Genomic DNA, 22699 nt, shown 5'->3' on the forward strand with positions numbered 1-22699 from the left:
CAGGCCCCTACTCGCACTTTGGCTGCAGATATACAGCCTCGAGCGCTGGGAGAACCTAAGAAAAAGAGGTCTGCGCGCAGGTGCTGGGCGAGGTGATGTTGACCCCGCCGTAGACCACCTGGATATGAGTGCACAGGATGACGCTGATGTCGGTCTTCGACTGACCGGTCTGCCAGTCGGCCGAATCGATGCGGCCGGTCGTCTGGTACTTGTCGGGCGGCCCGTCACCGAAGTAGACGGTGGTGATCTCGTCGGACCCCATCGCCTTGTGCACCCGTTCGAACTGGCCGTTGGCGTGGGTGTCCAGGTAAGCGAGCCGGTTCGGCGACCGGACCTCGGTGGTCTGGCGCGCCCACAGGCCCGGCGGGAACCCGGTCACGCCATCCGGCGTGCGCGTATCGGCCCCGACGGTGAAGTCGCAGTGGCCGTCGGCCCTGATGCAGTTGAGGAAGGCGTGCGTCTCCAGCTGGTTGGGTCCGTCCAGCGGGAACAGGGTGGTCGCCTCGTTGCTCGCGGCCGAAGCCACGGGACTCGGCAGGAACGCCAGCACGGCTCCGGCGACCGCAAATCCCGGTAATAGCCGGTTCATCGGCGCCCCCTTCCGGTTCGCTACGCGCCTACTCGTCGTAGGTGACTTCTACCGAATCAGATTCGGGGCGAGATTGACAGGCCAAAATCAGGCCGTCGTCGAGGTCCTGCTGTTCGAGGACGTCGTTGACCTCCATGTTGACGTTGCCGCTGCGCAGGGTGCAGGCGCACGCACCGCAGTGCCCTTCGCGACACGAGAAGGGGGCGTCGAGACCCTTGGCGAGCAGGACGTCGAGCAGCTTGGCGTTGCGCGGCCAGGACACCGTGTGCGTCTCGCCGTCCAGCTCCACCACCGCGGTGGCGGGCGGAAGGTCCCCCTCGGCGGTGTCCTCGATCTTGACCGCCGCGAACGGGTCGGACTCCAGCGACTTGAACACCTCGATATGCACCTGCGCCGCAGGCACTTTCAGCCCCTCCAGCGCGGTGCGGGCCGCGTCCATGAAAGGCCCTGGCCCGCAAATGAATACGGGTCGGTCGGTGTAGGGGGCGGCCAACTTCGCGAGCGAGGTCGCACCGGGCAGCCCCTGCAGCGACTCCAGCCAGTGCAGCACCGTGAGCCGGTCGGGGTACTTGGCCGACAGCTCGCGCAGCGCCTCGGCGAATATCACCGAGCGGTCGTCGCGGTTGGCGTAGAGCAGCGTCACCTGGCCGCCGCCCTCGGCGAGGGCGGACTTGCAGATCGACATGATCGGGGTGATTCCGCTGCCGGCGGCCATCAGCAGGAAGTCGCCGTCGAGGGTCTTGGGCACGAAGTTGCCCGATGGGGCCAGCACGTGGATGCGCATGCCTGCCCGCGCGTGCTCGCACAGCCAGTTGGACGCGTACCCGTCCGCGGTGCGCTTGACCGTGACGGTGAGCGCGTCGTCGGTGAACGGCGAGCTGCACAGCGAGTAGCAGCGCGCCACCGACCCGGTGCGGTCGCTGGGCACGCGCAGCGTCAGGAACTGGCCCGGCGCGTACCGCAGCCGCTCCGGCGGGATGCCCGGATCGCCGGGCGAGTCCGGCACGGCGAACACCAGGGACCGCGCGTCGTCGGTCTCGGCGATCACCTCGGCGATCTGCAGTTCCAGGACGTGGTCACCCAGCGGCTCGTCGGGAATCGCTTCCGTCAAGACCCGTCCCTTTCCTTTCGACACAACTAGAACATGTTACAGAAAACCCGATATATACCGCTACCAGCCGCAGGAATACCCTGCTCGACACAAATCGGAACGTGTTCTAGTCTTCTGGGTAAGTCCGAACTCCCGGGAGGCAACGTAAGTGACGTCCATTCAACAGCGTGACGCGCAGTCGGTGTTAACCGCCATCGATGATCTGCTTCCGAAGATCCGGGAGCGCGCTCAGGCGACGGAGGACCTGCGCCGGCTGCCCGACGAGACGGTCCAGGAGCTCGAGGACATCGGTTTCTTCACCCTGTTGCAGCCGCAGCAGTGGGGCGGGCTGCAGTGCGACCCGACGCTGTTCTACGAGGCCGTCCGCCGGCTGGCGAGCGCGTGCGGGTCGACCGGCTGGGTGAGCTCGATCATCGGCGTGCACAACTGGCACCTGGCGCTGTTCGACCAGCAGGCCCAGGAGGAGGTCTGGGGCGACGACACCAAGACGCGGATCTCGTCGTCGTACGCCCCGATGGGCGCCGGCGTGGTCACCGACGGCGGCTACCTGGTGAACGGCTCGTGGAACTGGTCGTCGGGCTGCGACCACGCCACGTGGACCTTCGTCGGCGGCCCGGTCATCAAGGACGGCCGTCCGGTGGACTTCGGCAGCTTCCTCATCCCGCGCAGCGAGTACCGCATCGACGACGTGTGGCACGTGGTCGGCCTGAAGGGCACCGGCAGCAACACGCTGGTGGTCAAGGACGTCTTCGTGCCCCGGCACCGGTTCCTGTCCTACAAGGCGATGAACGACGGCACCGCCGGGGGATATGAGACCAACACCGCCCCGGTCTACAAGATGCCCTGGGGCACAATGCATCCCACCACCATCTCCGCACCGATCGTCGGCATGGCCTACGGCGCGTACGACGCGCACGTCGAGCACCAGGGCAAGCGGGTGCGGGCGGCGTTCGCCGGCGAAAAGGCCAAGGACGACCCGTTCGCCAAGGTCCGCATCGCCGAAGCGGCCAGCGACATCGACGCGGCGTGGCGCCAGCTGTCCGGCAACGTCGCCGACGAGTACGCGCTGCTGGCCGCGGGCAAGGAGATCCCGTTCGAGCTGCGCGCCCGCGCCCGCCGCGACCAGGTGCGCGCCACCGGGCGCTCGATCGCCGCGATCGACCGGCTGTTCGAGGCGTCCGGCGCCACCGCGTTGGGCGTTGACCAACCGGTGCAACGGTTTTGGCGCGACGCCCACGCCGGTCGGGTGCACGCCGCCAACGACCCCGAGCGCGCCTACGTGATCTTCGGGAACAACGAGTTCGGGCTGCCGCCCGGCGACACGATGGTCTGATGACCACGACCACGGGGGAGTTGACGTTCGAGTCCACGTCGCGCTTCGCCGACGTGGACGTGGACGGGCCGCTGAAGCTGCACTACCACGAGGCGGGTGTCGGCAACGATCAGACGGTGGTGCTGCTGCACGGCGGCGGGCCGGGCGCGTCGAGTTGGACGAACTTCTCGCGCAACATCGCGGTGCTGGCCGAGCGGTTCCACGTGCTGGCGGTCGATCAGCCCGGCTACGGGCACTCCGACAAACGTGCCGAGCACGGCCAGTTCAACCGCTACGCCGCCCGGGCGCTCAAGGGGCTCTTCGACCAGCTGGAGCTGGGACGCGTTCCGCTGGTGGGCAATTCGCTGGGCGGCGGCACCGCGGTGCGGTTCGCCCTCGACTACCCCGACCGGGCCGGGCGCCTGGTGTTGATGGGCCCCGGCGGGCTGAGCGTGAACCTGTTCGCGCCGGACCCCACCGAGGGCGTCAAACGGCTGGGCAAGTTCTCCGTCGAACCCACCCGGGAAAACCTCGAGGCCTTCCTGCGGGTGATGGTCTACGACCAGAAACTGATCACCCCGGAGCTGATCGATCAGCGTTTCGCGCTGGCCAGCACACCGGAGTCGCTGACCGCGACGCGCGCGATGGGAATGTCGTTCGCCGGGGCCGACTTTGAGCTCGGCATGATGTGGCGCGAGGTGTACCAGCTGCGCCAGCCGGTGCTGCTGATCTGGGGACGTGAGGACCGGGTCAACCCGCTGGACGGCGCGCTGGTGGCGCTGAAGACGATTCCGCGTGCGCAGCTGCACGTTTTCGGGCAATGTGGGCACTGGGCGCAGGTGGAGAAGTTCGACGAGTTCAACAAGCTGACCATTGATTTCCTGGGAGGCGCGCGATGAGTATCCGGTCGCTGGGCTATCTGCGCATCGAGGCCACCGACATGGCGGCCTGGCGCGAGTATGGCCTGAAGGTGCTCGGCATGGTCGAGGGCAAGGGCGCCACCGAGGGCGCGCTCTACCTGCGCATGGACGACTTCCCGGCCCGCCTGGTCATCGTGCCCGGTGAGCACGACCGGCTGAGCGAGGCCGGCTGGGAATGCGCCAACGCCGAAGGGCTGCAAGAGATCCGGAACCGGCTCGACGTGGAGGGCACCCCGTACAAGGAGGCCACCGCGGCCGAGCTGGCGGATCGCCGGGTGGACGAGATGATCCGGTTCTCCGACCCGTCGGGCAACTGCCTCGAGGTATTCCACGGCGCCGCCCTGGAACACCGCCGCGTGGTCAGCCCGTACGGGCACAAGTTCGTCACGGCCGAGCAGGGCCTGGGGCACGTGGTTTTGACCACCCGCGACGACGACGAGACCCTGCACTTCTACCGGGACGTGCTGGGTTTCAAGCTGCGCGACTCGATGCGCCTGCCGCCGCAGGTGGTGGGCCGGCCCGCCGACGGGGCGCCGGTCTGGCTTCGGTTCTTGGGCTGCAACCCGCGTCACCACAGCCTCGCCTTCATGCCCGGGCAGACGCCCAGCGGCATCGTGCACCTGATGGTCGAGGTCGAAGAGGCCGACGACGTGGGCCTGTGCCTGGACCGAGCGCTGCGCCGCAAGGTGCCGATGTCGGCCACGCTGGGCCGCCACGTCAACGACCTGATGTTGTCGTTCTACATGAAGACGCCCGGTGGGTTCGACGTCGAATTCGGTTGCGAGGGGCGGCAAGTGGCCGACGACGACTGGATCGCCCGGGAGAGCACCGCGGTGAGCCTGTGGGGTCACGACTTCACGGTCGGCTTCCGAGCCTAGCCCGAGGCACCCATGTCGGCACAGATCGATCCGCGGGCCTTCCGGCAGGTGCTGGGTCAGTTCTGCACCGGGATCACGATCATCACCACCGTGCACCACGACGTGCCGATCGGGTTCGCCTGCCAATCTTTCGCGGCGCTGTCGCTGGACCCGCCGCTGGTGCTGTTCTGCCCGACCAAGGTGTCGCGGTCGTGGAAGGCCATCGAGGCCAGCGGCCGGTTCTGCGTCAACGTGCTGACCGAAAAGCAAAAGGACGTGTCGGCCCGGTTCGGCTCGAAAGAGCCCGATAAGTTCGCCGGAATCGACTGGCACCCTTCGGAATTGGGCTCACCGATCATCGACCGGTCGCTGGCCTACATCGATTGCACGGTGGCGTCGGTGCACGACGGCGGGGACCACTTCGTGGTGTTCGGTGCGGTGCAATCGCTGTCGGAAGCCCCCAAGATCAAGCCGCGGCCGCTGCTTTTCTATCGCGGTGACTACACCGGCATCGAACCGGACAAGACGACGCCCGCCCAGTGGCGCGACGACCTGGAAGCGTTCCTCACCACGACCACCCAGGACACCTGGCTCTAGTTCTTTCGCCGCGACCCTAACCACACTGCGAAATTTCGGTCGCGTTTTCGCAGTGTGGTTAGGCTCGCGAACCGACAACCCCATGTTTGGCCGCCGGAACGGCGCCGGGGGAGAACGGCTTCAGCTACGGCATGCTGTACGCGCGCGAGCAGCAGGTCGCCCGCCAATGCCGGGAAGACGCTTTACAGATCGTGTAGTCGGCGCGCCCGGTGGCCCGCTGAGGGGGCGGGCCACCGGGCCTGGCCGGCCGGCCCCGGTTAGTCCGATGCGTGGTGGTGATGAACTGGCTCGACGGATTCCTGATGGCCGTCGGCGGGCGCGTCGGGCGATTCGTTGTTCGCGTTCGGGTCGAGCTTGTCGGCGCGCTTCAGCTGGTCGTCGAGGTGCTCGCGCGATGTCGCCGCTTCGCTCTGATGAGCGGCCGCGTGTTCCTGCAGCCGGGCGGCTTCGGCGGCCTTGACCTCGGCCTCGGCCTGAGCCGCACGCGCCTTGGCGGCCGTCTCCTCGGCAAGCGCTTCTCGCCGTTCGACCCGGGTCGTCGCGACCTTGGCCTGTTCGCGAATCTCCTCGGCCTGCCGCCGGCGGCGGCGCCGCGCCGCCGCGGTGGCCGCCACGATCGCCGCGGCGATCACGAGGACCGCCACGACCGCGGCGATCACAATCCAGGTAGTCGTACTCATGGGGGCTCCGTCGGTTCGTGTGGGTATTGCAGCTGCCCGTCCGTACCGGTTCCCCATATTTGACAGGAATAAAACAAGCGCGCGTTTCCCCAGGCAGGGGACGCGACTACTTGAAGTCGAGCGCCTCGACCGTCGCGATGGGGCCTTCGTGGGTCGGCCGATTCGCGCCGCCGATGCAGTAGACGGTGTTGCCGACCGTCGCCACCACCTCGGCGTGACGCGGCGTCGGCATCGGGGCCAACGTGCTCCATTTGCCGTCCGCGATCTCATACATCTCGACCACGTTCAGCACCATCGTGGGCTCTTCGCCGCCGACCACCACGATCCGGCCGTCGATGTACGTGGCGCCATAGCTTCCGCGCGGGGTCGGCATGCCCACCAGCCGGGTCCAGGACCCCGATGCCGGATCGAAGCGTTCCAGCGCCGCGGAGTTCTTGTCCGAGGAAAGGAACCGGCCGCCGATGGCATACACATAGGTGCCGTCGGACACGGCGGCCAGGTGTTCGCGCGCGGTGGGCATGTCGGCGGAGTCGGTCCAGGAACTTCCGTCGAACACCTCGGTCTGCGGGACGAGCTGCTTGGCGTTCTGCCCGCCGACGACCACGAGTTTGTCGCCGGCCACCGCAGCCGCCGGCGCCGCCCGGGCGTGCGTGAGGCTGGGCAGCTCCACCCAGTTGCCGCCGCGCAGCGCGAAGACCCGGTTGGACCCGTCCGCGATGTTGTCGCTGGCACCGCCGAGCACGACGACCTCACCTCGGTAGGTCGCCGCGGTCGCGTGGTGCAGTGGGATGGGCAACGGGGGTCCGGTCTCCCAGGCGCCGGTGCGCGGGTCGTAGCTCTCGACCGTCGTGAGGGCCATGCCGTCGCGCAGGCCGCCCATGATCCAGATCTTGTCGTTCAGCACGGTCCAGGCCGTCATCAGCCGCGGTGTCGGCGCGTCGGGCAGGGAACGCCACTGCGAGGCGGGCTGGATCTGGCGGGCCGGCAGCTTCAGCGCCTCGGCCTCCGAAATCACCTGGCCGTCCCCGACCGCCGTCGACCCGCCGATCGCGTACACCGACTTCTCCACCGCGGCGACGGCCATGCCGTGCCGCGCCATCGCCATGTCCGGCAGGCCGTCCCAGTGCCGCGTCATGAGGTCGAACACCGAGACGCTCTTGAGCACCTGTCCCCCCGACACGCCCCCCACGGCGACCAGCCGCCCGTCGGCGATGGCCACGCCGAGGTCGCTGCGCGACTGCGGAAGCGCGGGCAACGTCGTCCAGGTTTTCGCGGCCGGGTCGTACGCCTCGACCATCGTCAGGTCCGAGTCGCCGGTGGTGCCCCCCACCGCGTACACCAGCTTTCCGTCCGACGCCCCGGCCAGCATCTGGCGCGGGGTGGGGATGGGCGCGCCCAGGCTCCAGGACGTGCCGTCGAAGACCTCGGTGGTGTTCAGCAAGGCGCCGCCGGCGTCGACTCCGCCGGTGACGACGAGGCGGTCTCCCACCACCGCCGCTGCCGCCGCCGCCCTGGGCGCCAACAGGTGCGGCAGCTCCACCCACCGGCTGTTGACGACCCGCCAAACCTGGTCGCTGGCAACCTTTTTGCCGTTGACGGTCTTCCAGCCGCCGAGCACCACCGGGTTGCCCTGCCAGGTGACGGCCATCGCGTGTTGCAGCGCCACCGGAAGATCGTCGCCGCCCTTCCATTCGTCGATGGCGGGATCGTAGCCCTCGTGCTTGGTGGTCGCCGCGCCGTCGCTTCGGATGCCGCCGAAGACCCAGATGGTGCCGTCGGCCTGGGTGGTTGCGACCGCATCGCGCGCCACGCGGGCGTTGGTGATCGGCTTCCACGCGACCGGCGCCTGGGCCGGCGGGCCCGCGGCCGTCTTGTGGGTGCCGTTGTCGGGCCGGTGCCAGAGGAACACGGCGCCCACCACCAACAGCACGACCACGACGGCGACGAGGGCGATGCGACCGCGCCTCTTGCCCGGCTGCGCGAACCACTCCTGGATCCGCAGCGCCAGCGGTTTGCGCCAAGGCGGCGGGGCCTGTTCGGGACCGCTCGGCGGGCCGCCGGCCGGCGCGGGTGGCTGCGTTTCCGCTCCGTGCCCGCTGCGCAGCACGCTGGCCGCCTGCGAAAACTCATCCTGCCCGTGGGCTCCCGACGGCGGCGAGGGCGTGGCCGCCGCCTCGTCGCGGGCGACCGGCGCACCGATCGCCGAGGTCGGGCCTTCGTGGGACGTCATGGCCGGGGTGGGCGGGATGCTCGCGGTAAGGGATCCCGGCGGCCGCGCTTCCCCACCGTTGGTGGACGGCGCGGCGTCCGCGGTCGCCCGCCCCACGCCGCCGACCGCCATCGCATCGGGTTTGAGGCCGTTGAGGCGCTGCGCGGCCTGCAACTCGCGGCCGAATTCCTCGGCCGAGGCGGGCCGGTCGGCCGGATCGAGCGACATCGCCCGCTCGATCGCCGAGCACACCGCGTCCGGTATCCCGTCGGGACGCATGTCGGGCACGCCGGTCGTGCTGATCCGCAGGTACTGCGCGATCAGGTCCTCGCCCTTCCTGCGCTCGTGCGGGGCGTTGCCGGCGATCAGCGCGAAAATGGTCGCTCCGAGCGAGTACATGTCGGCGGCGACCGTCGCCGGGTTGCCGGTCATCACCTCCGGCGCGGTGTAGTCGATCGTGCCGGAGAAGAACCCGGTCGCGGTCTCGTAGCCGCCTTCGATGTGGGCGATGCCGAAATCGCTCAGTTGCGGTTCGCCGTAGTCGTTGATCAGGATGTTCGCCGGCTTGATATCGCGGTGCAGCGTTCCACCCCGGTGCGCGGTTTCCAGTGCGCCGCAAAGCTTTACACCGATCCCCAGGGCCTCGGGCCAAGGCACCGGACCCTCCCTGCGCAAGCGCACGGCCAGCGAATCCGCGGCGTGGTAGGGCATCACGATGTAGGGCCGGTTGCTGGTGGTCACCCCGACCCGCAGGATGTTGACGATGTTCGGGTGCCCGGACAGCCCGCCCATCGCGTAGCCCTCGCGCAGGAAGCGTTCCCGGCTCTCCTCGTCCATGTGCGACGGCAACAGCTTGACCGCCACGTTTCGGCCCAGCGCAGTCTCGTAGCAGCGATAAATCACTCCGGCCCCGCCGCGGGCCACCTGATGCGCATCCTCGAATCCGGCGGCCGCCAGCTCCGCGGCGATCCCGCCGGACACCGACGCCACGCCGTCGGACCTGGGTTCTTCGGGCATTCCTGGGCGCTTAACCTCCCGTACATACAGCTCGGAGAGCTCAAGAGTATCCCCCGTTACCGCGCGGGAGTATCTTTCGGCGACCATCGTTATGAAGCGAAGATGCAACGGGTTTGGCGCGAGCCAACGTGGCGCACCTCGGGTCAGAATGGCGATATGACCTTGGATCTGAACGGGTATCTCGAACGCATCGACTTTCGCGGCGCCGCCGAGCCGACGCTCGACGCGCTGCGGGCTCTGGTGAGCGCCCACACGCGCGCGATCCCGTTCGAGAACCTCGATCCGCTGATGGGAACGCCCGTCGATGACCTCGGCCCAGATGCCCTGACCGACAAGCTGGTTCACCGGCGCCGGGGCGGCTACTGCTACGAGCAGAACGGGCTAATGGGTTATGTGCTGTCGGAACTGGGTTTTCGGGTGCGGCGACTGGCGGGCCGGGTGATCTGGATGCTTCCGCCCGACGCGCCGTTCCCGGCGCAGACCCACACCGTGCTGGCGGTGACGTTCCCCGGCTCCCAGGGGTCTTACCTCGTCGACGTCGGATTCGGCGGGCAGACACCGACCTCTCCGCTCCGGATCGAGACCGGCACCGTGCAACAGACCACGCTCGAGCCGTACCGGCTCGAGGACCGCCGCGACGGATTGGTGCTGGCGGCCCAGATCCGCGGCGAGTGGACGCCGCTCTACGAGTTCACGACAAGGACCGCACCGGCGATCGACCTGAAGGTCGGCAGCTGGTTCGTCTCGACGCACCCGTCGTCGCACTTCGTCACCGGGCTGACGGCCGCGCGGGTCACCGACGACGCGCGGTTGAACCTGGCCGGGCGCTACCTGGCCGTCCACGGCGGCGACGGCAGCGAGAAGATCCGGCTGGACGACGCGGCCGCCGTCGTCGACACCCTCATCGAACGGTTCGGCATCAACGTGGCCGATCTGGGCGACCGCGGTGCCCTCGAGGCCCGCCTCGACAAGGTTCTCGGTGCATAAGGCCGGTTCCGCTGTGATCGGCCGCGAGCCGATGCCGAATAGTGATCACCGCAATAGCCTGTCTAATTCGGCGAATAATAAGAGCGTCTATTAACCTGTCCCACCGTGGGTCGGGATCACGGGTCAGGCAGTGCTGTCGGGGCCGCCTCGGGCAGCGGAGACGCCAGCGCTGTCCCCGGTGGCCGGATCGTGGTGCCCGATGGCGTCACGTTGACGTCGAATTTCGACCAAAACCGGACCCTCCTGGGCGACAGTCCCGCGTACCGCTTCATCGACTATTCGCAGGACCAGGACGGGCGGGTTCTCGAACTCAGCTGGAACGAGCTGTGGTCGCGCGTCTGCGCCATCGGGGCCCGGCTGCAGCAGGTCACCAAGCCCGGTGACCGGGTGGCCATCCTGGCGCCGCAGGGCCTCGACTACGTAGCGGGATTCTTCGGCGCCATCCATGCGGGCAACGTCGCCATCCCGCTCTTCGCGCCGACGTTGGCGGGGCACGGCGAGCGGCTGGCGGCGGTGCTGGCCGACGGCCGGCCCGCGGCGATCTTGACCACGACGTCGGCGGCCGAGTCGGTGCGAACGTTCATCCGGACGTTGCCCCCGAACGAGCGGCCCCGGATGATCGCGGTCGACGCGGTTCCGGCGACGCTCGGCGCGACCTTCACCGAACCCGTCCGCGACACCGACGACCTCGCCTATCTGCAGTACACGTCGGGTTCGACCCGCACCCCGGCCGGCGTGGAGATCACCCATCGCGCCGTCTACACCAACGCGATGCAGATGATCCTGCACGGCGGGCTCAACACCGACGTCCAATGCGTGAGCTGGCTGCCGCTGTATCACGACATGGGCCTGATGATGATCGTGTTCACGGCGTATTTCGGCGCGCACGTCGCGCTGATGGACCCCATGGCGTTTTTGCGCCGGCCCTACCGGTGGATCAAGCAACTGGGTATCGCGGCGACCCGCGGCCGCACGATGGCGGCCGCGCCGAACTTCGCGTTCGAGCTGACGGCCCAGCGGGGGCTGCCGCCCAATGGGGAGGATCTCGACCTCAGCAACGTGGTGTGCCTGCTCAACGGGTCGGAGCCGGTGAGCATGGCGGCCATCGAGCAATTCACCAACGCGTTCGCCCCATATGGCCTGCCGGCGTCGGTGGTCAAGCCGTCCTACGGGATGGCGGAGGCGACGCTGTCGGTCGCCAGCATCGCCTCGGACGCCGCGGCGAGCGCGATCTTCCTCGACCGGGAGCAGCTCGGTGCCGGCCGCGCGGTGGTCGTCGACCCGACGGCGCCCGGTGCGCTCTCACTTGTCTCGTGCGGCCAGCCGATCCTCGAGCAGTGGGCCGTGATCGCAGACCCGGACGGCGCGGAGGTGCCCGACGGCACCGTGGGCGAAATCTGGTTGCACGGCAACAACATCGGCCGCGGATACTTCGGCCGCGAGGAAGAGACACGCCGGGTGTTCGGCAACAAGCTGCAGTCCCGGCTCGAGGTCGGTAGCCACGCCGAGGGCGCCCCGGACAACGGGTCCTGGCTGGCCACCGGCGATCTCGGTGTCTACGTCGACGGCGAGCTGTACCTGACGGGCCGGATCAAGGACCTCATCATCATCGATGGCCGCAACCACTACCCGCACGACATCGAAACGACGGTGAGCGAGGCCTCGCCGGCCATCCGAACCGGCTATGTCGCCGCGTTTTCCGTTCCCGCCGAGGCGGTTTCATCCCTTACCGGGAGCGGCGGCTCCGGCGAGCAGGTGGTCGTCGTCGCCGAGCGCGCCGCCGGGGCGCGCCGCGACCTCGGGCCGATCGCCGACACCGTGCGCGCGGCGATCTCGCGGCATCACCAGATCCGCGTCGCCGACGTGCGGCTCGTGGCCGCCGGCGCCATCCCCCGCACGACGAGCGGCAAACTCGCCCGCAACGCCTGCCGCGCCGAGTACCTCGAAGGGCGTTTCAACCGCTGACCGGCAGCCAGGGCCCGATCCGCCGCAGGGCCTCCTCGATGTCGCTGGTGGGTCCCGCGAACGAGAGCCGGACGAACGAGTGGCCGCGCGCGGTGTCGAAGTCAATGCCCGGTGCGATCGCAACGCCGGTGTCGGCCAACAGCTTCGAGCAGAACCCGAGCGAGTCGTCGGTGAAGTCCGAGACGTCGGCGTACACATAGAACGCGCCGTCGGTGGGCGCCAGCCGATCGACGCCGATCGCCCGTAGCCCGTCGAGCAGCAGCGTGCGGTTCACGCTGTAATGCTGCAGGTTGCCGTCGGCTTCGGCGGTTGCCTCCGGGGTGAACGCCGCGACCGCGGCACGCTGCGACAGCACCGGCGGGCAGATGGTGAAGTTGCCGGTCAGGCAGTCCACCGCCCGGCGCAGTTCGCTTGGCACCAGCAGCCACCCGAGCCGCCACCCGGTCATCGCGTAGTACTTCGAAAAGCTGTTGACCACCAACGCGTCTCGCGAGGTCTGCCAGGCGCAGCTGGTCTGTGGCGCGCCGTCGTAGACCAGGCCGTGATAGACCTCGTCGCTGATAAGCCGCACTCCGGAGGCGGCGCACCACGACGCGATCGCGGCCAGCTCGGCCGGCGGGATGACCGTCCCGGTGGGATTGGCGGGGCTGGCGACGATCACGCCCTGGATCGGTGGGTCCAGCTCGGCGAGCATCTGCGCGGTGGGCTGGAAGCGGGTCTCCGGCCCGCACGCGATGTCCACCACCTCACAACCCAACGCCGACAGGATGTTTCGGTAGCACGGATAGCCGGGGCTGGCCAGCGCCACCCGATCGCCGACGTCGAAGCAGGCCAGGAAGGCGAGCAGGAATCCGCCCGAGGAACCGGTGGTGACGACGACCGCGTCGGGCTCGACGTCGATGCCGTGTTTGCGTTGGTAATCCGCCGCGATCGCGGAGCGCAGCTCCGGAATGCCCAGCGCGACGGTGTAACCCAGCTGGTTCGCGTTGAGCGCGGCGGCCGCGGCGGCGCGCACCGGTTCCGGCGCGCCGACACTGGGCTGGCCCGCCGACAGGTTGACCAGGTCGCCGTGGCTGCGCTGGCGCTCCGCGGCGGCCAGCCAGACATCCATCACGTAGAACGGAGGGATGCCGGCGCGCAGCGCGACGTGCTCGGTCACGTCGGCAATACTTCAGATTCCAGTTGGCGCAGCAGCTCTCGGGGCGGGTCGAGCAGTTGCTCGCTGCCGTGGGCGCGCTTGAAATACAGGTGCATGTCGTGTTCCCAGGTGATCGCGATGCCGCCGTGTAGTTGGATCCCCTCGGCCGCAACGGCTTTCAGGGCATCGGTGGCGGCGAGGCGCGCGGTGGCCGCGTTGGTGGGGGTGGGGTCGTCGCACGCGTCGGACACCACGGCCTTCGCCGCTGCGACCGTGACGTATAGGTCGGCCATCCGGTGCTTGAGCGCCTGGAAGCTGCCGATCGGCCGGCCGAATTGCACCCGGCTCTTGGTGTATTCGACGGTCAGCTCCAGGCAGCGCTCGGCGGCGCCGATCTGCTCGGCCGCCAGCAGGATGGCCGCGGTGTGCGCGAGGCCCGGGTCCGCTCCGAGGGGTTCGGTCTCTTCGGGCCGCAGGCGGGCCAGCCGGCGGGTGGGGTCCATGGTGGCGACCGGCTGCGCGCTGAAGCGTGTCCACCTGCTCAGCTGGCCGTCGGTGACCGCCACGACGACGTCGGCGATGTCGCCGTTGACCACGTAGTCGGCGTCGAGCACCAGGGCGCCGATCGATCCGCCCTCGGCGAGCTCCGCGAGGGTCTCGGCGTCCGGCTCGGGCGCCGCGAGCAACGCCAACTCCGCGAGCGTGGTGCCCAGCAGAGGGGAGGGCACCAGGGCCCGGCCCAGCTCCTGCAGAACGGCTGCGGCATCGGCCAATTCGCCGCCCGCACCGCCCAGCTCGTCGGGGATCACCAGCGCGGCGGCGCCGACCTGCTCGCACAGCAGGCGCCAGAGTGATTCGTCGTAGCCGCGGTCGGCTTCCATCGCGGCACGCACCGCCGCCGGGTCCGCGTGCTTGGCCACCAGGGCGGCGACGGTGTCCCGCAGCAACTGCCGTTCTTCGGTCATGCTCATAGCGCCTCCAGCACTCGGCGCCGATGCGCCTCGGGCGTACCCCAGGCCGAGCGTAATGCCTGCACCCGCAGCAACCACAGCGACAGGTCGTGTTCCTGGGTGAACCCGATGGCGCCGTGGGTTTGCAGCGACGCGCGCGCCGCCAGCAGGGCCGCCTCGGACGCCGCGGCCTTCGCCGCGCCGACGTCGCGTGAGTCCAATGAGAGCGCCGCGCCGTACACCAGGGGGCGGGCCAGCTCGATCGCGATGTGCACATCGGCCAGCTTGTGCTTGATCGCCTGATAAGAACCGATCACCCGGCCGAACTGACTGCGCTGCTTGGCGTAGTCGACGGCGCCGTTGAGCAGCGCCTCGGCGGCGCCGACCAGCTGCGCCGCGGTGGCCAGCGCCCCGAACTCGTAGGCGCGCCTGACCTCCGCTGGCCAGGGCTCACCGGCCGCGGTGACCTCGTAGAGGCGGCGGCTGGGGTCGACGGACTCCGCCGGCCCCCCAACCAGCGCCGCTTCGGTGACACCGGCGTCGGTGGCCAGCAGCACCAGCCCGGCCGTGTCCGCGTCGACGGCGCGCGGGGTGTGCGGCGGCATTGCGACGGTGGCGATGAGCTCACCGGAAGCCAGGCCCGCGCAGCGCTCGGCCTGATCGTCCGACGCCAGCAAAACCGGTGCCACCGCGATGGATTCGGCCACCGGGCCCGGCACGCACCAGCGGCCGAGGCGTTCGATCGCGACCACCAAATCGACGGGATGGGCGCCGATGCCGTCGAATTTTTCCGGCACGGCCAGCGCGGTGACGCCGAGGTTGGCCAGCTGCTCCCACACCTTGCGGCCGGGCGCGGTGTCCCCCGCGGACCACGCGCGGATGGTGCCCGGCAGGTCCGCCGCGCCGAGCGCCGCGTCGATGCTGGCCGCGAAGTCGCGTTGCTGTTCGTCCAATGCGAAGTCCATTACCGCTTCTACCCCTTCTTTTCTCGAGGCAGGCCCAACAACCGTTCGGAGATGATGTTGCGCTGAATTTCGTTGGTGCCGGCGTAGATCGGTCCGCCCAGCGCGAACAGCAGCCCCTCGGTCCACGAGCCGGCGAGCTCGCCGTCGGCGCCCAGGATGTCGAGCGCGGTCTGATGTATCGCCACGTCGAGGTCCGACCAGAACACCTTGGTCACCGAAGATTCCGCGCCGAGTTCACCCCCGGCGGCCAGCCGGGTCACCGTGCCGAAGGTCTGCAGGCGGTAGGCCTGCGCGTTGATCCACGCGTCGGCGACCCGGTCGGCGAACGCCTCGGGGGATCCGCGGTCCTTCCACAGCCGGACCAAGCGTTCGGCCGCCGCGAGGAAGCGGGCCGGGCTGCGCAGCGACATGCCGCGCTCGTTGCTCGATGTGCTCATGGCCGCCCGCCAGCCGTCGTTCGGGGTGCCGATCACGTCCTCGTCGGGGACGAACACGTCGTCGAGGAAGATCTCCCCGAAGCCGGTGTCGCCGCCGAGCTGCACGATGGGCCGCACGGTGACACCGTCGGCCTTCAGATCGAACATCAGGTAGGTCAGGCCGTTGTGCCGCTCGGCCGCGGGGTCGGACCGGAACAGCCCGAACCCCATCTCGGCGAACGGCGCGCGCGAGCTCCAGATCTTCTGCCCGTTGAGCAGCCAGCCGCCGTCGGTCCTCGTCGCGGTGGACCGCAGCGATGCCAGGTCGCTGCCGGACTCGGGTTCAGACCACGCCTGCGCCCAGATCTGTTCGCCGCTGGCCATTTTCGGCAGGATCCGGTCGAGCTGTTCGGAGGTGCCGTGCGCGAACAGCGTCGGGGCCAGCATCGAGGTGCCGTTGGCGCTGGCCCGCCCCGGTGCGCCGGCGCGAAAGTACTCCTCTTCGAACACCACCCAATGCAGCAGCGGCGCGTCGCGGCCGCCGTACTTCTTCGGCCAGGTGATCACCGACAGGCCGGCGTCGAATAACACCCGGTCCCAATGCCGGTGCTGGGCAAAGCCTTCCGCATTGTCGTAGGACTTCGTCGGGATCGAGCCGGCGTTGGCCGCCAGGAACTCCCGCACCTCGGCCTGGAAGGCCAGCGTCTCGTCGTCTAATTGCAGATCCAATTCAGGCCAACTCTCGCAGTTGTGGCTTGACCTGTGCCAAGCGATCCAGCGCTGCGGGCACGGTGCGGGGATCGGTGGTCATCGGGTGCTCCTCTGGGACCGCTCGGGGCCTGATCGCCCCGGCTCCTCCTCACGCCGCTGCGCGGCGCGCATCGTCGCCCGGGCCACCAAAGCAAGTGCTTGGTAGGTTAGCCTACAGGGCATGCAGGACGTCGAGGAGTTCCGGGCCGAGGTCCGGCAGTGGCTCGCCGACAATCTGGTCGGCGAATTCGCGGCCCTCAAGGGCCTCGGCGGCCCCGGACGCGAGCACGAGGCGTTCGAGGAACGCCGGGCGTGGAACCGGCACCTCGCCAAGGCCGGTCTGACCTGCCTGGGGTGGCCGGTCGAGCACGGCGGGCGCGGCCTGTCGACCGCGCACCGGGTGGCGTTCTACGAGGAGTACGCGAAGGCGGACGCGCCGGACAAGGTCAATCACTTCGGCGAGGAACTGCTCGGGCCGACGCTGATCGCGTTCGGCACGCCCGAACAACAGCAGCGCTTCCTGCCGCGCATCCTCGACGTCACCGAGCTGTGGTGCCAGGGCTACTCCGAACCCGGGGCCGGCAGCGACCTGGCCAACGTCTCGACAACCGCCGAACTCGACGGCGACCAATGGGTGATCAACGGCCAGAAGGTGTGGACGTCGCTCGCGCACTGGGCACAGTGGTGCTTCGTGGTCGCCCGCACCGAGAAGGGCTCGAAGCGGCACGCCGGGCTGTCGTATCTGTTGGTGCCGCTGGAGCAGCCCGGGGTGGAAGTGCGCCCGATCATCCAGCTGACGGGCGACTCGGAGTTCAACGAGGTCTTCTTCGACGACGCCCGCACCGACGCTTCCTTGGTGGTCGGTCAGCCCGGCGACGGCTGGCGTGTTGCGATGGGAACGCTGACCTTCGAGCGCGGCGTCTCGACGCTTGGCCAGCAAATCCGCTACGCCCGTGAGCTTTCCAACCTGGCCGAGCTCGCGCAGCGGAACGGCGCCGCCGACGACCCGTCCATCCGCGAGCGGCTGACGCGGGCGTGGACCGGCCTGCGGGCGATGCGTTCGTACGCGCTGGCCACCATGGACGTCGAGCAGCCCGGCCAGGACAACGTGTCGAAGTTGTTGTGGGCCAACTGGCATCGCGCCCTGGGCGAGCTGGCGATGGACGTGGTCGGCAAGTCCGGGTTGGCGCTGCCCGATGGAGAATTCGATGAGTGGCAGCGGTTGTTCCTGTTCACCCGCGCCGACACGATCTACGGCGGGTCCAACGAGATCCAGCGCAACATCATCGCCGAGCGGGTGCTCGGCCTACCCCGAGAGGTCAAGGGATGAGTCTGTCCGAAACTCCGAAAGAGGTTGCCGGGCACGGCCTTCTGGACGGTAAGGTCGTCGTCGTCACCGCCGCCGCGGGAACCGGCATCGGCTCGGCGACCGCCCGGCGCGCCCTGGCCGAGGGAGCCGACGTGGTGGTGTCCGATCACCACGAACGACGGCTGGGGGAGACCGCGGACGAGCTCGCCGCCCTGGGACTGGGCCGGGTCGAGAAGGTGGTGTGCGACGTGACGTCCACCGCCCAGGTCGACGCCCTCATCGACTCGACCACGGCGCGCATGGGGCGCCTCGACGTGTTGGTCAACAACGCCGGGCTCGGCGGGCAGACGCCGGTGGTCGACATGACCGACGACGAGTGGGACCGCGTGCTGGACGTCACCCTGACGTCGGTATTCCGGGCCACCCGTGCGGCGCTGCGGTATTTCCGCGAGGCGTCGCACGGCGGGGTGATCGTCAACAACGCCAGCGTGCTGGGCTGGCGCGCCCAGCATTCGCAGTCGCACTACGCCGCGGCCAAGGCCGGGGTTATGGCGTTAACCCGTTGCAGCGCAATCGAAGCCGTCGAGTACGGCGTCCGGATCAACGCCGTCTCGCCCAGCATCGCGCGGCACAAGTTCCTGGACAAGACGACCTCGGCCGACCTGCTGGACCGGCTGTCCGCCGACGAGGCGTTCGGCCGGGCCGCCGAGCCGTGGGAAATCGCGTCCACGATCGCGTTTCTGGCCAGCGACTACTCGAGTTACCTGACCGGAGAGGTTATTTCGGTTTCCAGTCAGCACCCGTAAGCGGTTCGGTTTACAGGCGGGCGAGGTTGAACAGGCCCGCGATACCGGTGCCGATGTTGAGCAAGCCGGAGTTGGCACCGCTGGCGACGCCGCTCGGCGAGGCCTCCAGCGGGCCGGTGACGCCCATGTTGAAGAAGCCCGACGTCAAGCCGTCCACATTTGAACCGCCACTGGCCGTGTTGAAAAATCCGGACATCGACGTGTTGTTCAGGCCGCTCGTGGCGGTGTTGAAGAGGCCGGACATGTTGAAACCCGTGTTGAAAAATCCCGAGTCGTTGACACCGTTGTTGCCGTAGCCCGAGTTGAGTGCGCCGCTGTCGGTGGTGAACCCGAACCCGGTGTTGACGCTCCCCGAATTCCAGAAGCCCGTGTTGATGTCGCCCGAATTCCCGTTGCCCGTATTGAAGTTGCCCGAGTTGTCGAAGCCGGTGGCGACGCCGCCGGTGTTGCCGACGCCCGTGTCGTAGCTGCCCGAGTTCCCGAAGCCGGTGTCCACCCGGCCCACGTTCCCGATGCCGGTGTCCAGTATTCCGGCGTTCCCGAACCCGAAGTTTCCCATGCCCGCGTTCCCCAGGCCTGTGTTGTTCAGGGCGCCCGGAACGATGAGATTGGTTGGTGATCGCCCGGTTAAGACCGGTCCAGCTGTGCGGGATTACGGCAGCCGGCTGAGGTCGAATAGCCCCGATACGGTGGTGCCCACATTGAAGAAGCCCGAATCGTAACCGCTGACGCCGAACAAGAAGATGTTTTGGCTGTCCGGGATGGCGTGGTTTCCGATGCCCGAAACGTGGTAGCTAGCAAAGGATCCGCCGGTGGCCGAGTTGAAGAAGCCGGAAATGAAGCCGTTGAAGCCCGGACCGCTTGCCGTGTTGAAGAAGCCCGAGACGTCGTCGCCGGTGTTGCCGAAACCCGAGGTGGTCAGGCCGGTGTCGGTGGTGATCCCGACGCCCGTGTTCGCGTTCCCCGAATTCCAGAAGCCGGTGTTGATGGAGCCCGAATTCCCGTCACCGGTGTTGAGGTCGCCCGAATTCGAGCTGCCCGTGTTGTCGATGCCCGCGTTACCGAAGCCGGTGTTCTGGGCTCCGGAGTTCCCGAAGCCGGTGTTGGACTCCCACGCGTTGCCGATGCCCGTGTTTCCGATGCCCGAGTTGCCCAGGCCGAGGTTGTTGCTGCCCGAGTTCCCGAAGCCGAAGTTGTTGAAGTGGTTCAGCGGCGACAGCGTATTGCTGCCCGAGTTGAAGAGCCCGATGTTCCCGTCGCCGGAATTGAAGAAGCCGACGTTGTTGGTGCCGGAGTTCCCGAAGCCGATGTTGCCGGTGCCCGAGTTCAGCCCGCCGAGATGAAGCTGGTTGGTCACCCTGTCGAAATAGGTATTCCCGATACCGATTTCGTTGCTTCCGGTAAGCCCGAAGCCGACGTCGTTGTTGCCCGTGTTACCGCCGCCGACGTTCCCCTTGCCGATGTTTCCGCCGCCGTAGTTCCCGTTGCCGACGTTTCCGAACCCGACATTGTTGTTGCCGGCGTTGCCCATGCCGAAGTTCTGGCCGGAGGTGCTGCTGGCGCCGGTGTTTCCGAAGCCGATGTTGCCGAAGCCCGCGTTCCCGGAGCCGATGTTGTTGTTGCCGGTGTTCCCGGCGCCGACGTTCTGGTTGCCGGTGTTGCCGCCGCCGACGTTCTGGTTGCCGGTGTTTCCGGTGCCGGCGTTCTGGCTGCCCTTGTTGCCGGTGCCGAGGTTGGCGTTGCCGAGGTTGCCGATCCCGAGGCTGGGGAGGTTGGCAAGCAGGTCTTGCAGCGTCGCCGCGGGCGCCAGCTGCGCGGCCGCCGCCGACGCTCCGCCGTGGTAGCCCACCATCGCGGACACGTCCTGGGCCCACATCTCCTCGTACTCGCCCTCGAGCTGGGCGATCGCCGGCGCGTTCAGCCCCAACCAGTTCGACATCACCAGCTGCACAAACGAATTGCGGTTGAGCTCGACCATCAGCGGATGAACCGTCGCCGCCTGCGCCGCCTCGAAAACGCTGGCCACGGCGCGGGCCTGCGAGGCCGCGCCTGATGCCTGGGCCGCCGCCTGACCGAGCCACCCCGCGTACGGTGTTGCCGCGGCCGCCATCGCCTGCGATGCCGCACCTTGCCACGCCTGGCCGGTCAACCCCGAGGTGACCGCCGAGAATGACGACGCCGCCGATCCCAACTCCGACGCCAAGCCGTCCCACGCCGCCGCCGCGTTCAGCATCGGTGCCGGCCCGGCGCCACCGAACATCAGCAGAGAGTTGATTTCCGGCGGCAACACCGCAAAGTTGACCATTGAAAGACCTACCTCCTACGCGTTTCGCCGGTTGGTTGCTGGACGCGTAGTACAGCCGGTGCGACGCGCTACCGATCCCAACAAAGGGATCCGGAGTATGGCCTGACAAACGTCACCGCGTGACCGGCGACATCGCGGATGCGGCCCGCTCTACCCGGCCAAGAATCGAGCGAGGCTGAAGAAACCCGCCAAGTCGGTGCCTGTGTTGAAGAAGCCGGAGTCCGAGCCTCTGAAGACAGGATTGAATGTGGGGACACCGGTGTTGCCGATGCCCGAGATTGCACCCCCACCGATGACGGTGTTGAACAGGCCCGAGACAAACCCGCTGGTGCCGATGTTGTTGAACCCCGAGACATTCGTGCCCGTGGTGTTGAAGCCGGAGTGGCTGGCACCGGTGTCGGTGGTGAAGCCGAAGCCCGTATTGACCAGCCCCGAATTCCACGCACCCGTGTTGACGCCGCCCGAATTTCCCCAGCCGGTGTTGACGTTGCCCGAGTTCCAGAACCCGGTGTTGAAAGCTCCGCCGTTGCCGAAGCCGGTGTCGAGTCCGCCGGAGTTCCCGAAGCCGGTGTTGACGTTGCTCGAGTTCCCGAAGCCGAAGTTCCAGTCGCCCGCGTTGCCGAAGCCGATGTTGCCGGACCCCGCGTTGCCGAAGCCAAAGCTGTTGAGGTGGCCCGGCAAATGGGTGTTAGTGCCCGTGGAGAAGAAGCCGACGTTGCCGCTGCCGGAGTTGAAGAAGCCGATGTTGCCGGACCCGGAATTCCCGATGCCGATGTTGCCGACGCCCGAGTTCAGCCCGCCGAAACTGAACTGGTTGGTCGCGGTGTTGAAATAGGTGTCGCCGATGCCGATTTCGTTGCTGCCGGTCAGCCCGAAGCCGATGTTGTTGTTGCCGGTGTTGCCGCCGCCGATGTTGTTGGTGCCGGCGTTGCCGCCGCCGATGTTGTTGGTGCCGCTGTTTCCGACGCCCCGGTTCCCGTCCCCGGCGTTGCCGAAGCCCCAGTTGCCGCTGCCGGCGTTGCCGAAGCCGACGTTATGGCCGGCGTCGGTGATCAAGGCCGGATTGGAGCCGTTGCCGAAACCGATGTTTCCGTTGCCCTGGTTCCCGGAGCCGATATTCCCGTTGGCCGTCACGCCGCCAAAGCCGTTGCCGCCGCCGATATTGGTGTTGCCGGTGTTGCCGCTGCCCACGTTGGCGATGCCGGTGTTGCCGTTGCCCACGTTGGCGTTGCCCTTGTTGCCGATGCCGAGGTTGGGCAGGGTGGCCAAGATGTCCTGCAGCGTCTGCGCGGGCACCAACTGCGAAGCCGCCGCCGAAACGCCGCCGTGATAACCGACCATGGCCGCCACGTCCTGGGCCCACATCGCCTCGTAGTCGCCCTCGAGTTGTGCGATGGCCGGTGCGTTGAGGCCGAACCAGTTCGACATCACCAGCTGCACAAGGGAATTGCGGTTGAGCTCGACCATGAGTGGCTGCACCGTCGCGGCCCGGGCCGCCTCGAACGCGCTCACCACCGCCCGGGCTTGCCCGGCCGCGCCGGAAGCCTGCGTCGCCGCGGCGCTCAACCATCCGCTATAGGGTGCGGCCGCGGCCGCCATCGCCTGTGAGGCGGGGCCCTGCCACGACTGGCCGGCCAGGCCGGATGTCACCGCCCCGAATGAGGACGCCGCCGCGCTCAGCTCCGACGCCAGGCCGTCCCAGGCTGCCGCCGCCTCCAGCATCGGTGCCGAGCCGGCACCACTGAACATCAGCAGAGAATTGATTTCGGGCGGCAACACCGCAAAATTCGCCATCGTGGCCTCCTACCCGTTTCCG

18 protein-coding genes and 1 pseudogene are annotated in these 22699 nt (G+C 68.3%); 8 read left to right on the top strand and 11 right to left on the bottom strand.

Annotated features, from left to right (window positions below):
- Window positions 1-55: 55 nt before the first annotated feature.
- Together AC5Y7V_RS19060 and AC5Y7V_RS19065 are read right to left on the bottom strand one after the other, a co-directional pair.
- The gene (locus AC5Y7V_RS19060; protein ID WP_499881588.1) at window positions 56-589 is read right to left on the bottom strand and encodes a hypothetical protein; all 534 of its coding nucleotides are present in this window, start codon (window positions 587-589) and stop codon (window positions 56-58) included.
- Window positions 590-617: 28 nt separating this feature from the next.
- Window positions 618-1700, bottom strand: coding sequence for a 2Fe-2S iron-sulfur cluster-binding protein (locus tag AC5Y7V_RS19065; RefSeq protein WP_499881589.1), 1083 nt, complete (start codon window positions 1698-1700; stop codon window positions 618-620).
- A gap of 148 nt (window positions 1701-1848) precedes the next feature.
- Between AC5Y7V_RS19065 and hsaA the strand changes: the two genes are divergently transcribed.
- Genes hsaA through hsaB form a run of 4 tightly spaced genes read left to right on the top strand, consistent with a single transcriptional unit; the run spans window position 1849 to window position 5386 of the window.
- On the top strand, window positions 1849-3033 hold the full coding sequence (gene hsaA, locus AC5Y7V_RS19070) for a 3-hydroxy-9,10-secoandrosta-1,3,5(10)-triene-9,17-dione monooxygenase oxygenase subunit (RefSeq protein WP_499881590.1): 1185 nt from the start codon (window positions 1849-1851) through the stop codon (window positions 3031-3033).
- Window positions 3033-3911 carry a 4,5:9,10-diseco-3-hydroxy-5,9,17-trioxoandrosta-1(10),2-diene-4-oate hydrolase gene (gene hsaD, locus AC5Y7V_RS19075; RefSeq protein ID WP_499881591.1) on the top strand — a complete coding sequence of 293 codons (879 nt, stop codon included), beginning with the start codon at window positions 3033-3035 and terminating at the stop codon, window positions 3909-3911. Before hsaA ends, hsaD begins: the two co-directional genes overlap by 1 nt.
- Window positions 3908-4810, top strand: a complete 903-nt coding sequence (gene hsaC / locus AC5Y7V_RS19080) for an iron-dependent extradiol dioxygenase HsaC (RefSeq protein ID WP_499881592.1) — start codon at window positions 3908-3910, stop codon at window positions 4808-4810. Before hsaD ends, hsaC begins: the two co-directional genes overlap by 4 nt.
- 12 nt (window positions 4811-4822) lie before the next feature.
- On the top strand, window positions 4823-5386 hold the full coding sequence (gene hsaB, locus AC5Y7V_RS19085; RefSeq protein ID WP_499881593.1) for a 3-hydroxy-9,10-secoandrosta-1,3,5(10)-triene-9,17-dione monooxygenase reductase subunit: 564 nt from the start codon (window positions 4823-4825) through the stop codon (window positions 5384-5386).
- A gap of 257 nt (window positions 5387-5643) precedes the next feature.
- Here the strand turns inward: hsaB and AC5Y7V_RS19090 are convergent, their stop codons facing one another.
- On the bottom strand, window positions 5644-6045 hold the full coding sequence (locus tag AC5Y7V_RS19090; protein WP_499881594.1) for a hypothetical protein: 402 nt from the start codon (window positions 6043-6045) through the stop codon (window positions 5644-5646).
- Between the two features lie 127 nt (window positions 6046-6172).
- Complete coding sequence (locus AC5Y7V_RS19095) at window positions 6173-9292, bottom strand: Kelch repeat-containing protein (protein WP_499881596.1); 3120 nt, start codon at window positions 9290-9292, stop codon at window positions 6173-6175.
- A 156-nt stretch (window positions 9293-9448) separates the two neighbouring features.
- Between AC5Y7V_RS19095 and AC5Y7V_RS19100 the strand changes: the two genes are divergently transcribed.
- Together AC5Y7V_RS19100 and AC5Y7V_RS19105 are read left to right on the top strand one after the other, a co-directional pair.
- Complete coding sequence (locus AC5Y7V_RS19100) at window positions 9449-10279, top strand: arylamine N-acetyltransferase family protein (protein WP_499881597.1); 831 nt, start codon at window positions 9449-9451, stop codon at window positions 10277-10279.
- A 105-nt stretch (window positions 10280-10384) separates the two neighbouring features.
- A complete protein-coding gene (locus AC5Y7V_RS19105; protein ID WP_499881598.1) occupies window positions 10385-12244 on the top strand; it encodes a fatty acyl-AMP ligase in 1860 nt (619 codons plus the stop codon).
- Here AC5Y7V_RS19105 and AC5Y7V_RS19110 read toward each other — a convergent pair.
- From AC5Y7V_RS19110 to AC5Y7V_RS19125, 4 genes are read right to left on the bottom strand one after another with little or no spacing between them, the layout of a single operon-like run.
- Window positions 12234-13403: a pyridoxal phosphate-dependent aminotransferase gene (locus AC5Y7V_RS19110; protein WP_499881599.1), complete on the bottom strand. Its 1170-nt coding sequence runs from the start codon at window positions 13401-13403 to the stop codon at window positions 12234-12236. The two genes, AC5Y7V_RS19105 and AC5Y7V_RS19110, sit on opposite strands and share 11 nt — an antisense overlap.
- Window positions 13400-14353, bottom strand: a complete 954-nt coding sequence (gene ipdE2, locus AC5Y7V_RS19115) for an acyl-CoA dehydrogenase IpdE2 (protein WP_499881600.1) — start codon at window positions 14351-14353, stop codon at window positions 13400-13402. The genes AC5Y7V_RS19110 and ipdE2 overlap by 4 nt, the downstream gene beginning before the upstream one ends.
- Window positions 14350-15297: an acyl-CoA dehydrogenase family protein gene (locus AC5Y7V_RS19120; RefSeq protein WP_499881601.1), complete on the bottom strand. Its 948-nt coding sequence runs from the start codon at window positions 15295-15297 to the stop codon at window positions 14350-14352. Before AC5Y7V_RS19120 ends, ipdE2 begins: the two co-directional genes overlap by 4 nt.
- Window positions 15298-15305: 8 nt before the next feature.
- A complete protein-coding gene (locus tag AC5Y7V_RS19125) occupies window positions 15306-16442 on the bottom strand; it encodes an acyl-CoA dehydrogenase family protein (RefSeq protein WP_499881602.1) in 1137 nt (378 codons plus the stop codon).
- Window positions 16443-16644: 202 nt separating this feature from the next.
- On the opposite strand from AC5Y7V_RS19125, the gene ipdE1 reads away from it, so the two are divergent.
- Both ipdE1 and ipdF read left to right on the top strand, forming a co-directional pair.
- Window positions 16645-17793: an acyl-CoA dehydrogenase IpdE1 gene (gene ipdE1 / locus AC5Y7V_RS19130; protein WP_499881603.1), complete on the top strand. Its 1149-nt coding sequence runs from the start codon at window positions 16645-16647 to the stop codon at window positions 17791-17793.
- A complete protein-coding gene (ipdF, locus tag AC5Y7V_RS19135; RefSeq protein WP_499881604.1) occupies window positions 17790-18578 on the top strand; it encodes a (5R,7aS)-5-hydroxy-7a-methyl-1-oxo-2,3,5,6,7,7a-hexahydro-1H-indene-carboxyl-CoA reductase in 789 nt (262 codons plus the stop codon). Before ipdE1 ends, ipdF begins: the two co-directional genes overlap by 4 nt.
- Window positions 18579-18588: 10 nt before the next feature.
- Here the strand turns inward: ipdF and AC5Y7V_RS19140 are convergent.
- The 3 genes and pseudogenes from AC5Y7V_RS19140 to AC5Y7V_RS19150 all read right to left on the bottom strand — a co-directional run.
- Window positions 18589-19188, bottom strand: a pseudogene (locus AC5Y7V_RS19140) (hypothetical protein); the annotation flags it as partial.
- Window positions 19189-19230: 42 nt separating this feature from the next.
- Window positions 19231-20883, bottom strand: a complete 1653-nt coding sequence (locus tag AC5Y7V_RS19145; RefSeq protein ID WP_499881605.1) for a PPE family protein — start codon at window positions 20881-20883, stop codon at window positions 19231-19233.
- Between the two features lie 150 nt (window positions 20884-21033).
- Window positions 21034-22677, bottom strand: a complete 1644-nt coding sequence (locus tag AC5Y7V_RS19150; RefSeq protein ID WP_499881606.1) for a PPE family protein — start codon at window positions 22675-22677, stop codon at window positions 21034-21036.
- Window positions 22678-22699: the final 22 nt, after the last annotated feature.

The organism is Mycobacterium sp. NGS34 (genome assembly GCF_059812845.1).